This is a genomic window from Ectothiorhodospira mobilis (assembly GCF_900114895.1).
GTDB lineage: Bacteria > Pseudomonadota > Gammaproteobacteria > Ectothiorhodospirales > Ectothiorhodospiraceae > Ectothiorhodospira > Ectothiorhodospira mobilis_A.
The window spans coordinates 1-14,726 of the sequence record NZ_FOUO01000003.1; the positions used below are offsets into that span (position 1 = coordinate 1).

Sequence of the window (14,726 nt, forward strand, 5' to 3'; positions counted from 1 at the left end):
CTCATCCGCCACATCCCCTCTATTGCTTGAGATCGTACCGGTGACGATGGAGGATCAGTGGGGGCTATGGAATACGGGGGCTACCGGACAGGTACCTCCGGCCGTGGGGCATGGAGGGAGGCGGGGTTGATACGCCAAATCCGCCGTGTCTGTCAAACCCGCTTCAGGGGGCCTCGGGTGTGTCCTGGCACGCCAGGGCCCCCAGGCGGGCCAGGGCGGCCTCCACGTCCACCGAGCCGGGCAGGGCGCAGTTCAGCCGCAGGCAGCGTCCGTAGCGGCCCGTGGGGGAGAAGATGGGCCCGGGGGCGATACTGATCCCCGCCGCCAGGGCGCGGGTCTGCAGTGCCAGGGCATCCCCGCCCTCGGGCAGCACCACCCACAGCACGAAACCGCCCCGGGGCCGGGTGAGGCGGGTCCCGGCGGGGAAGTGGCGGCGCACGGCATCGGCCACGCGCCGCACCTGGCGCTCGTGGTGGCGCCGCACCCGCCGCAGGAAACGGTCGTACCCCCCCTGTTCCAGGTAGTCCGCCACCGCCAGGGTGGGCAGGGTGGGGGTGGCCTGGGCGGTGGCGTATTTCAGGTAGGTGATGCGCTCCCGGTAGCGCCCCGGTGCCACCCAGCCCACCCGCAGTCCGGCCCCCAGGGTCTTGGAGAAGGAGCCGCAGTAGAGCACCTCACCCCGGGTATCCCAGGCCTTGGCGGCCCAGGGGCGCGGTCCGTGGAAGTCCAGCTCGCCGTAGACATCGTCCTCGATCAGCGGTACCCCGCGGCGTGCCAGCAGATCCACCAACTGGGCCTTACGCGCATCCGGGGCCAGGTGCCCCAGGGGATTGCCGAAGCTGGGCATCATCACACAGGCCCGGATGGGCCAGGTCTCCAGGGCCCGTTCCAGGGCCTCGGGGCGCATGCCCGAGGCGGGATCGGTGGCGATCTCCAGGGCCTGCATGCCCTGGGACTCGATGGCCTGCAGGATGCCGTAGAAGGTGGGGGATTCGATGGCGATCACATCCCCCGGCCGGGCCACCGCCCGCAGGCTCAGGGTGAGGGCCTCCTGGCAGCCCTGGGTGAGCACGATGTCGTCCGGGCCCAGACTGCAGCCGGCGTCGGCCATGCGGCGGGCGACCTGGGTGCGCAGCTCCGGGCTGCCCGGTGGAAAGTCATAGGCCCCGATGCGGGCCCGCTGGGTGCGGCGCACCCGGGCGAAGCTGCGGTCCAGGGCCGACTCGGGCAGACATTCCGCCGGCGGGGCCGCGGCCCCCAGGGAGATGATCTCCGGGGCGTTGTGGGACTGCACCAGTTCCAGCACCCGTTCCTGTCCGGAGATCAGGCTGGGGCCTTCGGGTTCGGTGGAGGACTCCGCCGGTGCGGGCAGATGATCGGGGCGCTCGCGCACGTAGAACCCGGAGCGAGGCCGCGCCTCCAGGATCTCCCGCTGTTCCAGCAGTTCGCAGGCGGCCACCACCGTGGCGATGCTCACCCCGAACTGGAGCCGCAGGCGGCGCACGCCGGGCAGCCGATCCCCGGGGGCGTAGGTGCCCTGTTCGATCTGCTGCTCGATCCCGGCGGCGACGCGTTCGTAGAGATGTTCCCCCATGGACCCAGGATACCGAAACTGTACCGCAATGAAATCCCGTGAACTGCATCTGTATCGGTTCCGGGGTGGCCCCCACAATACGGTCTCCCTTCGCAAGCAGACTGCACAGGAGTTCAGAGATGAGCCAGGAGCAAGCACTTAACGCCGATACCGGCAACCACTACAAGCAGTACACCCGCAGCTTTGCGGAATACTGGGACGACCTGGTGGGCTGGGAGACCCGTCTGGAGCGGGAGGGGGCCTTCTACAACCGGCTGCTCAAGGCCCATGGGGTGAAGGATGTCATCGACATCGCCTCCGGCACCGGCGTCAACGCCGTCTCCCTGGCCCAGGCCGGTTTCAACGTCACCGCCGCCGACGGTTCCGAGAACATGCTCGCCAAGGCCAAGGAAAACGCGGAGCATCACGGCGTGCAGTTCGCCAATTCCCGGGTGGTGGACTGGCGCGTGCTGGATGACACCCTGGGCACGGAGCGTTTCGACGCCGCCGTCTGCCTGGGCAATTCCTTCACTCATCTGTTCGATCATGAAGACCGGCGCACGGCCCTGCGGGCCATCTTCCGCGTGCTGCGCCCGGGCGGCATGCTGGTGATCGACCAGCGCAACTACGACGCCATGCTGGACGAGGGCTATAGCTCCAAGCACGCCTACTGCTACACCGGTGAGGGCGTGGACGTGGGCCCGGTGGAACTGCACCGCACCATGGCCCGCTTCGAGTATGTCTTCTCCGACGGCGCCCGTTTTGAGCTGAAGATGTACCCCCTGCGCCAGGACTATCTCACCCATCTGCTGGAGGATGCGGGCTTTGTGAACGTGGAGCGCTTCGGTGACCTGCGCCGCCCCTATGACTTCCATGAGGTGGACTTCGTGCAGCAGGTGGCCTTCCGCCCCGCCTGATCCCCCCGCCTCGGGAGGATCCTGCCGGCATCGCCGGACCCACACCCGCCGCGGCATCGGTCCGCGGCGGGTGTGTGCATTGCAGGTAACAGCAGAATCGATGCCCCCATTAAATCCTTTTGTGTTCTAAGTATATTCATTTTTGATATATTTCAATCCGCCGCCGCAGGCAGATCCATACCGCGCGGGGCGAAAAAAGAACAAGGATTCCAAGGGAGGCTTAGAGGATGACCATGAGACTGGCACGGGCCCTGGCGGCCCTCTCCGTGCCCGGCGCGCTGTTGAGCCCGCTGGCGGCCCAGGCCACCAACGCCATGAACATGGATGCCTTCGGCGCCATCGCCGGGGGCATGGGCGGGGCCAGCCTGGCCCATGAGACGGGCAATTCCGCCGTCATGAACAACCCGGCGACCCTGGGTATGCGTGCCCCCGGCCAGGACGTGTTGGGGCTGGGCTACACCCTGCTGGCCCCCCGGGTGGAGGCCCGCGCCCCCGGGGCGCCGCGGGCGGACGAGAGCCGTGGACGCTGGTATCACATGCCCTCCCTCTCCCTGGTGCGCAAGCAGGGCCGGGTGAGCTACGGGGCCGCCGTCATGGCCCAGGGGGGGATGGGCACCGATTTCCGCTCGGATTCCCTCCTGTTCTCCCGGGGGCAGACCCTGATGGGGGCCATGGCCCCCCTCTCGGGTCAGTCCATCCGTTCCGAACTCAGCCTCGGGCGGGTCATGTTCCCCCTGGCCTTCGAGGTGAGCGATCGCGTCTCCCTGGCGGTGCAACTGGACTACATCTGGGCGGGGCTGGACCTGCAGATGGACCTGGACGGGGCCACCTTCGGCCGCATGGCCCGGCCCGGGGGCACCCCGGGCCTGGGTTCGGCCCAGGGTTCCATGGTGGATGGGTTCAATACCCTCTTGGGGAACGGCACGATCCAGGACGTGAGCTATACCCGCTTTGACTTCAGCAATGACGACCGTTTCACCGGCGAGGCCTCGGCCAACGGGCTGGCGGGCAAGCTGGGGGTGTTGCTGCAGCTGACGGACCGCCTGGCGGTGGGGGCCACCTATCACAGCGAGACCCATCTGGACGATCTGAGCAGCGGTGATGCCCGCCTCGCCTTTGGCGCGGATTTCGGGGCCGGATTCCAGGATGTGCCGGTGACCGGGCGGATCCGTGTGCGGGACTTCCAGTGGCCGGAGAGCTTCGGCCTGGGGATGGCCTACCGCGCCAGCGACCGCCTGCTGCTGGCGGCGGATCTGCGCCATCTGAACTGGTCCGAGGCCATGGAGGGACTGGAGATGAGCTTCACCGCCGATGCCTCCCCGGCCAACGGGGCCTTCGCCGGTACGCGCCTGGACGCCGAACTGGAACAGCGCTGGAAGGATCAGACGGTGATCTCCCTGGGGGCCGCCTACCGCCTGAACGACCGCTGGACCCTGCGGGGCGGTACCAACTACGCCAGCAACCCCATCCCCGACGAGACGGTGAACCCCCTGTTCCCCGCCATCGTGCAGCACCACCTGAGCGGAGGCTTCAGCTACCGCTTCACCCCCCGCAGCCAGCTCCATGCCTCGGCCACCTACGCCCCGCAGGTGCGCGTCACCCAGTCCGCCACCGGGGTGGAGATGCGCCATGGCCAGACCGTCTGGCGGGTGAACTACGGTTACCGCTTCTGAAACGCCAGATCGGCAACGGGAAAGGGGCCGGGGTCAGGCCCCGGTGCCCTGCAGGGCCTGCTGCAGGGGGATCGGGCCGGCGGGCCGGTCCGATGAAGTGAACTCCGGCACGATCTCCCGCAGGGCCGCGCGCACCTCCACCTCGTCCTGCCGCCTGCAGGCGGCGGTGACCCGGGTCAGCTGGGTCTCCAGCCGGGCCGGGTCCACCGCCCGGGTGCGGGCCCGCAGGATCTTGCTGTGGCGGGTGGGGACCAGGTCCTCCTCGGCGTGGAAGAGTTCCTCGTAGAGCTTCTCCCCGGGGCGCAGGCCCACGTACTCCACGGCGATGTCCCGGTCCGGCTCCCGGCCGTAGAGCTGGATCATCTGCCGGGCCAGGTCGTCGATGCGCACCGGTTCGCCCATATCCAGGACGAACACCTCCCCGCCTTCGCCCATGGCCGCCGCCTGCAGGATCAGGCTCACCGCCTCGGGGATGGTCATGAAGAAGCGGGTGATCTGCGGATGGGTGACCGTCACCGGTCCGCCGGCCTCGATCTGGCGGCGGAACAGGGGCACCACCGAGCCGGCCGAGCCCAGGACATTGCCGAAACGGGTGACCATGAAGGCGGTACCCGGGTGGGCGTGCAGGGCCTGACAGTAGATCTCCGCCGCCCGTTTCGTGGCCCCCATGACGTTGGTGGGGTTGACCGCCTTGTCGGTGGACACCAGGAGGAACTTCTCGGCACCGAATTCCACCGCCAGGTCGGCGGTGTTGCGCGTACCCAGCAGGTTGCTGCTCACCCCTTCCACCGCATTCTGTTCCACCAGGGGCACGTGCTTGTAGGCGGCGGCATGGAGCACGATCTGGGGCCGGAAGCGCTGGAAGATGCGGCGCAGCCGGGCCTTGTCGCGCACGTCCGCCAGGAGGGGGGTGAAGCGGTCGGGGGCGAGCAGGGGGCGGATGTCCTGGTCCACGCTGTAGAGGTTGAACTCCGAGTGGTCCACCATCACCAGGTGTGCCGGGTCGTGCAGGGCCACCTGTCGGCACAGTTCCGATCCGATGGATCCCCCGGCACCCGTGATGAGCACGCGCCGTCCCTGGAGGAAGCGCCGCAGGCTGGCATCGTCCAGGGTTACCGCCTCCCGTCCCAGCAGGTCCTCGATGCGGATCTCCCGTAGCTGGCCGGCGCGGGAGTGCCCGCCGGCGATCTCGTAGATGGAGGGGAGGGTGCCGCAGGCCTTGCCCCGCTGCCGGCACAGGTGGGTCACCTGGCGCACCAGGGTGGCCGGTGCCGAGGGCATGGCCAGCAGGACCACATCCACCGCCAGGGTATCCAGGAGCCGTTCCAGCTCCGCCACCGGGCCCAGGATGCGCACCCCGTGCAGTTCCCGTCCCCATTTCCCCGGGGCATCGTCCAGCACCCCCACGGGGAGATAGCGGTGGTCCTTGAGCAGGTCGCGTACCAGCATCTCCCCAGAGCGCCCGGCGCCGATGACCAGGGCCCGCTGGGCGTCCTCCCGGGCCAGACCCAGGCGGTGATCCTTGAACCAGCGGTAGAGGAGCCGCGGGCCGGTGAGGCCCATGGTGAGGAAGACGGGGTAGAGCACCATGACGGTGCGCGGCACCCCATGCATCTTCAGGAGGAAGACCAGGGCGGCGATCCCCAGGGTGCCGCCGGCCACGGCCTTGAGGATGCGCACCAGATCCGGTACGGAGGCGAAGCGCCAGATGCCGCGGTAGAGCCCGAAACCCCACAGGGCGATCCCCTGCACCGCCACCACCAGGGGCAGCAGGTCGGCGTAGCCGGCATAGTCCGGCGGGGCCATGAGGCGGAAGTTGGCGTGGGTCCAGTAGCCCATGAACAGGGCGGCCGGGATCCACAGCAGGTCATGGACGAGGGCCGCCCAGCGTTTGAGGGGGAAATCGCGCAACTTGTGCAGTATCACCATGGCATTCAAGGTCCCTTTGGGGGTGCTATAGTACGCCTTCCCCACCCCTCGATCCATGCAACGGGAGGCCGATTCCGTGAAGCGTTACGGCATTCGCATGACCCTGCCCGAGGGAGATCCCTTCCGTGCCCCCCACCTGCTGGGGCCGCACTGGGAGGAGATCCAGTGGTTCGACTCCGCCCGGGAACGGGACGAGGCCCTGGAGTGCATGCGCAACCCGCCGCCCTACTACCGCCGGGGCGATGCCGCGACCCTGGTATATGAGAAGGTGGAGCGCTGACCCTACAGGGAAGTCCAGGGCGGTTCATCCCGCATCCATGATCGCCGGGGGCGCCCCCGGCGGGGCCATGCGCTCCATGAGGTAGCACAGGCAGTCCTGGCGCACGATGCTGGCGTCCAGGGTGAGCATGGAGGGCATGGCCGGGCGGGTGAGCACCAGCCGGTCCCCGTCCACGGCGAAATAGCGTCCCGTCACCTCCCTCCCCGTCTCGTCCCGGGCCGTCACCCGGGCCCCGCTCCCGGGGCGCACCCGCGCCAGGGCCGTGCCTGCCGGCAGTTCCCGAAAATTCATGTGATCCAGGTCGGTGTCGAACACCAGGTCCGCCTCCCCGGGGGCGAAGGCGATCCCCACCTCGGGGGGGACCTGCACCCTCGCCGCGGTGTGGAACAGGTCCAGGTCGTGCTGCGGCACCGGGGTGTCCGGGAGGGTGCAGAGGTGCATGCAGGCCTGCAGGTAGTCCCGGGCGTGCGCCACCCCGTGGGGATCCCCGGGGCGGCCGCATTCCAGGGTGACGGCGGGGCAGAGGGGGGCCATGGCCAGGGACTGCACCCCCCGGGGGCTGGTGAAATGCACCACGGTGCGTGCGAACAGGGCCGCCAGGTGCAGGTAGGGGGGATCCAGGCGGTTGACGCAGCCGTAGTGGGGGTTCAGGCCGGTGTTGTTGTGCAGGTCCACGCTGGCGAAGACCCCGCGCTCCGCCATCCGGTCCACCACCGCCTGCATGCGCCGGGCCTCGGGGCCGTCGGTGTGCTCGCCCCCGGGCCAGATGCGGTTGAAGTCGGGCTGCCCCTCCAACACCCGCACCCCCTGGGCCGCCGCCTGCACGTTGCCGACGAACAGGGACAGGGCCCGGGGCAGGGGGGTGGGCATCTCCCGCAACAAGGCCTGCACCGCCTCCAGGCCCACCGGCTCGTTGCCGTGCAGCAGCACGCAGACGAAGAGCGGCGGTTCCCGGCGGCCCGGCAGATGGAAGAGGGTGGGTTCCGGCACGATGCGGTGGATCCGCCGTGCCGGGGTCTCCAGGAACCCCTCGGGGAGGTGATCGCACTCTCTGAGCATGATCCCCATGCTACGCCCTTTGTTCCGCCGCGTCCCAGGTGTGCACGGGGCGGTCTCCGGTCTGGCGTTGTCGGCAGGCACGCACCAGGGCCGTTGCGTCCCGGCCATGGGCGGCGGCGAAATCCCGCTGCCAGCGGGCGCCGTTCTGACCGCTGTCCACCCGTGCGGCGAGGATGCCGAGATAGTCGTCACGGTCGCCGGCGTCCAGGCCCAGGCGTCTCAATCCGTGTCGTGCCCGGGGGAGGAGCCGGTCCAGGATCAGATCCCGTGCCTTCATGGGGGTGTCTCCCTCCCAGTGCAGGGGGGCCTCCAGGCCCAGGCGGGCCGCCTGGTAGAAGTTGTCCCGGGCGGTGGCGAAGGCCATGATCCCCTCGGGGCCACCGGGGTGGGTGAGCAGGTCCTCCACGAGACCGTAGAAAAAGGCGGCGTTGGCCAGGCTGTCCACCAGGGTGGGGCCGGCGGGGATCCCCCGGTGCTCGATGCGGATATGGGGCCGGCCGGAGGCGTCGAAGCCGATGAGGGGGCGGTTCCAGCGCCACAGGGTGCCGTTGTGCAGGCGCAGGTGGACGAACTGCTCCGGCGGCGCGTCCTCGCACAGGGGCAGAAGCGGCGGGAAGTGTTCCAGGTTCTCCTCGAAGCATTCCAGGATGGATTCCCGGGCGAATCCCGAGCCAAAACTCACCCGCCGCAGGGGGCCCCGGGCCACATCCCCGTAACCCCCCGTCTCCACCGCCTGCTCGAACAGGGGGATGCGGGTCTCGTCCCACAGGTCCCGGCCGAAGAGGAAGGGGGCATTGGCCGCCGCGGCCACCAGGGGGGCGGAGGCCAGGATGGCGGCGTTGTAGACCCGGTGGGCCGTGTCCAGGGGGGTCTGCAGGTGGATCTGGAACGAGGTGGTGGCCGCCTCCAGCATGACGTCGCGCTGGTCCATCACCAGGTGTTCCCGCCCCTTGATGTCCAGGTGGATGGGGCGGCCCTGGCGCGCCTGCAAGACCTGGCGATTGAGGGCGCGGTAGCGCTTCATGTCGGACATGTACGCCGGGCACAGGTGTTGCGGGTCCAGGGTGGGGAGGATGCCCGTCATGAACGCATGACAGCCCATGGACTCGGCGGCCGCCTCCGCCCGCCGCCAGGTGGCGGTCAGTTCCCGGTGCAGGGACGAGAGCACCGTTCCTTCCAGGGGGTGGGGGCGGGTGTTGAGTTCCACGTTGAAGCGGGCCAGTTCCAGGGTGGCCAGGGGGTCGTTCATGCGCTCCAGGAAGGCCGCGTTCACGGGGGCGGGGGCCTCCCGGGCATCCAGCAGACAGACCTCGATCTCGAAACCGGCCACGGGAGGGCCCGCATCGAAGGCGCCGCCGGCGGCCATCTCCCGGGCGAGGCGGGTCTCCGCCGCCAGACGCTCTCGGAAGCGGGTGAAGTCCCGGGGCGAAAAGCGGGTCTGCTGGATTTCCTGGCCCATGGGATGCCCCGTCCGGCTGCCCTATCGCCCTGATCCTGCGCCCCCGACGCAGGCCGGTCAACGCCCGGCAGGCCCCATGCGCCGGGGTGGCGGTGACCGGCCGGTTCGATTAGCATCTGGTGCGCTGTCTTCCCGAGACGGCCCCAAGCCCGTGCCCGGCGCATGGGTCGGGGCCGTGCGCGACCCCGCAGGGTCGTCCCGCCCCGCCGCATGGAGAGATCCCGGCGGGGTTTCGTGTGTCCAGGTCTTCGGGTGTTTCCATGAGTCTTGCGCTGATCGTCTTGTTGCCGTTTCTGGGGGCGCTCCTGCCGGGTCTGCTGATCCGGTCGGGCCGCAATGCCTGCGCCACCGCCACGGCCTCGGTCACCGTCCTCGCCCTGGCCCTGCTGCTGGTGCACACCCCGGCGGTGCTGCGGGGCGAGGTGGTGCAGGCGGGCTGGGACTGGCTGCCGGGGCTGGGCCTGAACGCCAACTTCTTCCTGGACGGCCTGGGGCTGTTGTTCGCGGGGCTGATCCTGGGGATCGGGCTGCTGATCATCATCTATGCCCGCTTCTATCTGTCCGAGAAGGACCCCATGGGGCTGTTCTACACCTACCTGCTGCTCTTCCAGGGGGCCATGGTGGGGGTGGTGTTGTCGGACAACATCCTGCTGCTGCTGGTCTTCTGGGAGCTCACCAGCCTGTCCTCCTTCCTGCTCATCGGCTACTGGCGGCACCTGCCGGCGGGGCGCCAGGGGGCGCGCATGGCCCTGGTGGTCACCGGCGGGGGCGGGCTGGCCATGATCGCCGGCATGCTGCTGCTGGGGCAGATGGCCGGCTCCTACGACCTGTCGGTGATCCTGGAGCGGGGTGAGCAGATCCAGGCCTCCCCCCTGTATCTGCCCACGCTGTTGCTGATCCTGGTGGGGTGTTTTACCAAGAGCGCCCAGTTCCCGTTCCACTTCTGGCTGCCCCATGCCATGGCGGCGCCCACCCCCGTGTCCGCCTATCTGCATTCGGCCACCATGGTGAAGGCGGGGATCTTCCTCCTGGCCCGGCTCTGGCCGGTGCTGGCGGGCACCGATGTCTGGTTCTATCTGGTGGCCACCACCGGGCTGTTCACCATGGTGCTGGCGGCGGGCATCGCCCTGTTCAAGGACGATCTCAAGGGGCTGCTGGCCTATTCCACGGTGAGCCACCTGGGGCTGGTGACCTTCCTCTTCGGCCTGGGCTCCCCCATGGCGGCGGCGGCCGGGGTGTTCCATATCATCAACCACGCCACCTTCAAGGCGGCCCTGTTCATGAGCGCGGGGATCGTGGACCACGAGACCGGCACGCGCCACATCCCGCGGCTGGGGGGGCTGATGCACCTGATGCCGGTGACCGCCACCCTGGCCATGGTGGCGGCCGCCTCCATGGCGGGGATCCCGCCCTTCAACGGCTTCATCTCCAAGGAGATGATGCTGGAGCAGGCGGCCCATACCCCATGGGCCGGGCTGCCCTGGCTGGTGCCGGCGGCGGCCACCCTGGGGGCGGTGTTCTCCGTGGCCTATGCCTTGCGCTATGCCGTCCATGTCTTCTGGGGACCGCCCCGGGCGGACTATCCCCGGAGGCCCCATGACCCGGCGGCCGGTTTCTGGCTGCCGCCGGCGGTGCTGGTAGCCCTGGTGGTGATCATCGGTCTGTTCCCGGAGCAGACGGCGGGCCCGCTGGTGCGCGCCGCCGCGGATGCGGTCACCGGCGGTGCGCTGCCCGATCTGCACCTGTATCTGTGGCACGGGCTCACCCCGGCCCTGGGGATGTCCGTGGTGGCCCTGCTGGGGGGGGCGGCCCTGCTCTGGCGCTATGGCGATGCCTGGGCGCGCTGGCGGGCGGGGCCCCATCCCGAGGCCAAGACCATGTACGACGCGGCCATGGCCCGACTGGTGGCCGCCAGCCAGTACATCATCCATACCCTGCACAACGGGGCCCTGCAGCGCTACCTGGCGGTGATGCTGGCCAGTGCCGTGGTGCTGGGATACGCCGCCTTCAGCGGCGCGGCCCATCTGCCCGGGACTCGGGAGACCCTGGAGATCTTCCCCGTGGCCGGGGTGCTGTGGCTGCTCATGGCCGGTGGCTGCTGGTTGGCGGTGGCCCACCACCGCCAGCGGCTTCTGGCGGTGGTGGCGGTGAGTGTGGTGGGCCTGATGGTCTCCATCGGGTTTCTCTATCTCTCGGCCCCGGACCTGGCCCTGACGCAGATCTCCGTGGAGGTGGTCACCACCGTGCTCATGCTCCTGGCCCTGTACTTCCTGCCCAAGCGCACCCCCGAGGAGAGTTCCGGCGCGCGCAGGGTGCGGGACGGGGTGCTGGCGGTGCTGGCGGGGGTCGGCGTGGGTGGCCTGTGCTGGGCCGTACTCACCCGGGACTTCTCCACCATCTCCGGTTATTACCTGGATCAGGCGGTGCCGGGCGGGGGCGGCGCCAACGTGGTGAACGTGATCCTGGTGGACTTCCGCGGCTTCGATACCTTTGGCGAGATCATCGTCCTGGGTATCGCCGCCCTGGCCATCTACGCCCTCCTGGAGGGGGCCCTGCGCGGTCCTGCGGCGGCGCATCTGGCCGCCTGGAAGGGGGACATGCCCCGGGCCGCCGACCGCCATCCCATCATGATGGTGGTGGCCACCCGGGTGATGCTGCCCCTGGCCCTGCTGGTGGGCGTGTACATCCTGTTGCGGGGCCACAACATGCCTGGTGGCGGCTTCATTGCCGGGCTGGTGGTGTCCATCGCCCTGATCATGCAGTACATGGCCAGCGGCTTTCAGTGGGCCGCAAGGCGCATGGCCGTGGATTACGACGCCCTCATCGGGTTGGGGGTCCTGGTGGCCGGGGCCACCGGCGTGGCCGCCATGGTGGGCGGCTATCCCTTCCTCACCTCGGCCCATGATTACGTGCATCTGCCGTGGGTGGGAGAGGTGGAGCTGGCCAGCGCCATGGTCTTTGACGTGGGGGTCTTCCTCACGGTGGTGGGGGCGGTGATGCTGGCCCTGGCCCAGGTCTCGCGCCTGGGGCTGGTGGCCAGTCACGAGCCGGCCAACGAGGGGCCCATGGACTTTGATCCGTCAACGCCGGCCCGCACGGCCCGGCGGGATCCTTCCTGAGCCGAACCCAAGAGAGAGAGGACAATCCATGGAATTGCTCGTGGCCAGTGCCGTGGGGATCATGACCGCCGCCGGGGTGTACCTGGTGCTGCGGGCCCGCACCTTCCCCGTGGTCCTGGGGCTCGCCCTGATGACCTATGCCGTGAACGTCTTCCTGTTCGCCATGGGCCGGCTGACCGTCAACCTGCCGCCGGTGCTCACCGCGGATGCCGCCGGCTACACCGATCCGCTGCCCCAGGCCCTGGTGCTCACCGCCATCGTCATCTCCTTCGGTATGACCGCCGTGGTGGTGGTGATGGCCCTGCGGGCCTATCTGGAATCGGACACCGACCACGTGGACCTGGCCCCCTCCGAACCCGTTGAGAAGGCGGACCGCCCATGAATCACTGGATCATCCTGCCGATCCTCCTCCCGGCCCTGGTGGCGCCCATGCTGGTGCTGGCCGTGCGCCACGATGTGGTGCTGGCCCGGATCTTCTCCGTGGCCTCCACCGTGCTGCTGCTGGCTCTGGCCGTGGGGCTGCTGGTCACGGCCTCCGCTGGGGAGCCCCAGGTCTATGCCCTGGGCCACTGGCCACCGCCCTTTGGCATCGTCCTGGTACTGGACCGCCTCTCGGCCCTGATGCTCCTGCTTACGGCCCTCCTTGCCCTGTGGGTGCTGCTGTTCGCCATCGACGGGGCCGATGTCCGGGGGCGTCATTTCCACGCCCTGTTTCAGTTGCAACTCATGGGGATCAATGGGGCCTTCCTCACCGGGGACCTGTTCAACCTGTTCGTCTTCTTCGAGGTGCTGCTCATCGCCTCCTACGGCCTGATGGTCCACGGCGGCGGGGCCGCCCGCCTGCGGGCCGGGGTGCAGTACGTGGCGGTGAACCTGGTGGGGTCGTCCCTGTTCCTCATCGCCGTGGGGCTGATCTACGGGGTCACCGGCACCCTGAACATGGCGGATCTGGCGGCCAAGGTGCCCATGGTGCCCCCCGGCGATCAGGCCCTGCTGCAGACCGGCGCCCTGCTGCTGCTGCTGGTGTTTGCCGTGAAGGCGGCCCTGGTGCCGGTGCAGTTCTGGTTGCCGGGGACCTATGCCCTGGCCCCGGCGCCGGTGGCGGCCCTGTTCGCCATCATGACCAAGGTGGGGGCCTATGCCATCCTGCGGGTGCACGGCCTGATCTTCGGCGAGGGGATGGGGGAGGCCGCCCACCTGGTCCAGGACTGGCTGCTGCCGGCGGCACTGGTCACCCTGGCCACGGGCATGACTGGTGTACTGGCCGCCCGCAGCCTGGGGCAGATGGTGAGTTTCGCCGTGATCGGTTCCATGGGCACGGTCATGATCCCCGTGGCCTTGTATACCCACCAGACCCTGGCCGCCGGCCTGTACTACCTGGTGCACTCCACCCTGGCGGCGGGGGCCCTGTTCCTGCTCGTGGGTCTGGTGGCGGAGCGCCGTTCCGGCCTCGGCGACCGCCTGGTGGTGGCCCCCGCCTTTGCCCAGTCGGGCCTGATCGCCGCCTTCTTCTTCCTGGCGGCCCTGGCCATGGCGGGCCTGCCGCCCCTGTCGGGTTTTGTCGGTAAGCTGCTCATCCTGGACGCGGTCCGGGACGGGGAGGCCGCGGCCTGGATCTGGACCTGCATCCTGGTCACCTCCTTTCTCGCCATCATCGGCTTCGCCCGGGGCGGCAGCACCCTGTTCTGGAAGAGCGCGGCCCAGGAGGGGCGTCTCGGGATGGAGCAGGGCGCGGATTCCGGGGCCCTGTCCTTCGTCGCGGTGGGCGGACTGCTGGCGGGATTGCTGCTGTGGACGGCCCTGGCGGGGCAGGTGACCCCCTACCTGGAGGCCACCGCCGGCCAGTTGCTGGATCGCGGGGGCTATGTGGACACCGTGCTGGAGACCCCAGGAAAGGTGATCGAGGAGAAGGGCCATGGCGCGCACTGAACATCCCGGGGCCGGCCTGCGGGAACGCTGGCTGCCCCATCCCCTGATGACCCTCACCCTGGTGGTGGTCTGGATGCTGCTGCTCAATGGCTTCAGTCTGGGGGGGCTGCTCCTGGGCGCGGTGCTGGGGGTGGTGATCCCCATCGTCACCAGCCACTTCTGGCCGGGGCGGCCGCCCCTGCAGGCCTGGGATCGGGCGCTCGCCTTCACCGCCCTGGCCCTGTGGGATGTGATCGTGGCCAACGTGATCGTGGCCCGGCTGATCCTGTTCCGTGATCCTGCCACCCTGGCCAGCCGTTGGGTGCGCCTGCCCCTGGAGCTGCGCTCCCCCGAGGCCATCACCATCCTGGCGGGGACCATCTCCCTGACACCGGGGACGGTCAGCTGCGATCTTTCCGCCGATGGCCGTGCCCTGTTGGTGCACTGCCTGGACGCCCCGGATGCGGAGGCGGCGGTGCGGGAGATGAAGACCCGCTACGAGGCCCGGCTCAAGGAGATCTTCCCATGATCGAATACGCCCTGATCTTCGGTTTTGTCGCCGTCTCCCTGGCCCTGGTGATGAACCTCTGGCGGCTGCTCCAGGGGCCTTCGGTGGTGGACCGGGTGCTGGCGGTGGACACCATGGTGATCAACACCATCGCCCTCATCATCCTCCAGGGGATGTACCAGGGCACCACCCTCTATTTCGAGGCGGCCCTGCTGCTGGCGATGTTCGGTTTCATCTCCACGGTGGCCTTCTGCCGCTTCCTGTTGCGCGGCAACGTGATCGAGTGAATCCGAGGAGCTGA

At 69.2% G+C, this 14,726-nt stretch carries 12 protein-coding genes; 8 read left to right on the forward strand and 4 right to left on the reverse strand.

The window, feature by feature from the left end:
- Positions 1-163 precede the first annotated feature (163 nt).
- The gene (locus tag BM214_RS02855; protein WP_090483710.1) at positions 164-1,594 is read right to left on the reverse strand and encodes an aminotransferase-like domain-containing protein; all 1,431 of its coding nucleotides are present in this window, start codon (positions 1,592-1,594) and stop codon (positions 164-166) included.
- Positions 1,595-1,713: 119 nt separating this feature from the next.
- Between BM214_RS02855 and BM214_RS02860 the strand changes: the two genes are divergently transcribed.
- Both BM214_RS02860 and BM214_RS02865 read left to right on the forward strand, forming a co-directional pair.
- Positions 1,714-2,490 (forward strand): class I SAM-dependent methyltransferase, encoded by a 777-nt coding sequence (locus BM214_RS02860; RefSeq protein ID WP_090483711.1) that lies wholly within the window; start codon positions 1,714-1,716, stop codon positions 2,488-2,490.
- Between the two features lie 227 nt (positions 2,491-2,717).
- Entirely contained in the window at positions 2,718-4,163 is a 1,446-nt protein-coding gene (locus BM214_RS02865; protein ID WP_090483712.1) for an OmpP1/FadL family transporter, read from the forward strand.
- 33 nt (positions 4,164-4,196) lie between these two features.
- Here the strand turns inward: BM214_RS02865 and BM214_RS02870 are convergent, their stop codons facing one another.
- Entirely contained in the window at positions 4,197-6,092 is a 1,896-nt protein-coding gene (locus tag BM214_RS02870) for a polysaccharide biosynthesis protein (RefSeq protein ID WP_090483713.1), read from the reverse strand.
- 76 nt (positions 6,093-6,168) lie between these two features.
- Here BM214_RS02870 and BM214_RS02875 point away from each other — a divergent pair, with 76 nt between their 5' ends.
- Positions 6,169-6,372 carry a hypothetical protein gene (locus tag BM214_RS02875; protein WP_090483902.1) on the forward strand — a complete coding sequence of 68 codons (204 nt, stop codon included), beginning with the start codon at positions 6,169-6,171 and terminating at the stop codon, positions 6,370-6,372.
- A 24-nt stretch (positions 6,373-6,396) separates the two neighbouring features.
- Here BM214_RS02875 and BM214_RS02880 read toward each other — a convergent pair whose 3' ends face one another.
- Positions 6,397-7,431 carry a M14 family metallopeptidase gene (locus tag BM214_RS02880; protein WP_090483903.1) on the reverse strand — a complete coding sequence of 345 codons (1,035 nt, stop codon included), beginning with the start codon at positions 7,429-7,431 and terminating at the stop codon, positions 6,397-6,399.
- Positions 7,432-7,441: 10 nt separating this feature from the next.
- Positions 7,442-8,890 (reverse strand): glutamate-cysteine ligase family protein, encoded by a 1,449-nt coding sequence (locus BM214_RS02885; RefSeq protein ID WP_090483714.1) that lies wholly within the window; start codon positions 8,888-8,890, stop codon positions 7,442-7,444.
- 260 nt (positions 8,891-9,150) lie between these two features.
- Between BM214_RS02885 and BM214_RS02890 the strand changes: the two genes are divergently transcribed.
- The 5 genes from BM214_RS02890 to BM214_RS02910 are packed head-to-tail and all read left to right on the forward strand — an operon-like array spanning position 9,151 to position 14,712.
- Positions 9,151-12,009: a monovalent cation/H+ antiporter subunit A gene (locus BM214_RS02890; protein ID WP_090483715.1), complete on the forward strand. Its 2,859-nt coding sequence runs from the start codon at positions 9,151-9,153 to the stop codon at positions 12,007-12,009.
- A 28-nt stretch (positions 12,010-12,037) separates the two neighbouring features.
- A complete protein-coding gene (locus BM214_RS02895) occupies positions 12,038-12,391 on the forward strand; it encodes a Na+/H+ antiporter subunit C (protein ID WP_090483716.1) in 354 nt (117 codons plus the stop codon).
- The gene (locus BM214_RS02900) at positions 12,388-13,938 is read left to right on the forward strand and encodes a monovalent cation/H+ antiporter subunit D (protein WP_090483717.1); all 1,551 of its coding nucleotides are present in this window, start codon (positions 12,388-12,390) and stop codon (positions 13,936-13,938) included. Before BM214_RS02895 ends, BM214_RS02900 begins: the two co-directional genes overlap by 4 nt.
- The gene (locus BM214_RS02905) at positions 13,925-14,446 is read left to right on the forward strand and encodes a Na+/H+ antiporter subunit E (RefSeq protein WP_090483718.1); all 522 of its coding nucleotides are present in this window, start codon (positions 13,925-13,927) and stop codon (positions 14,444-14,446) included. The genes BM214_RS02900 and BM214_RS02905 overlap by 14 nt, the downstream gene beginning before the upstream one ends.
- On the forward strand, positions 14,443-14,712 hold the full coding sequence (locus tag BM214_RS02910) for a K+/H+ antiporter subunit F (protein ID WP_090483719.1): 270 nt from the start codon (positions 14,443-14,445) through the stop codon (positions 14,710-14,712). Before BM214_RS02905 ends, BM214_RS02910 begins: the two co-directional genes overlap by 4 nt.
- Positions 14,713-14,726: the final 14 nt, after the last annotated feature.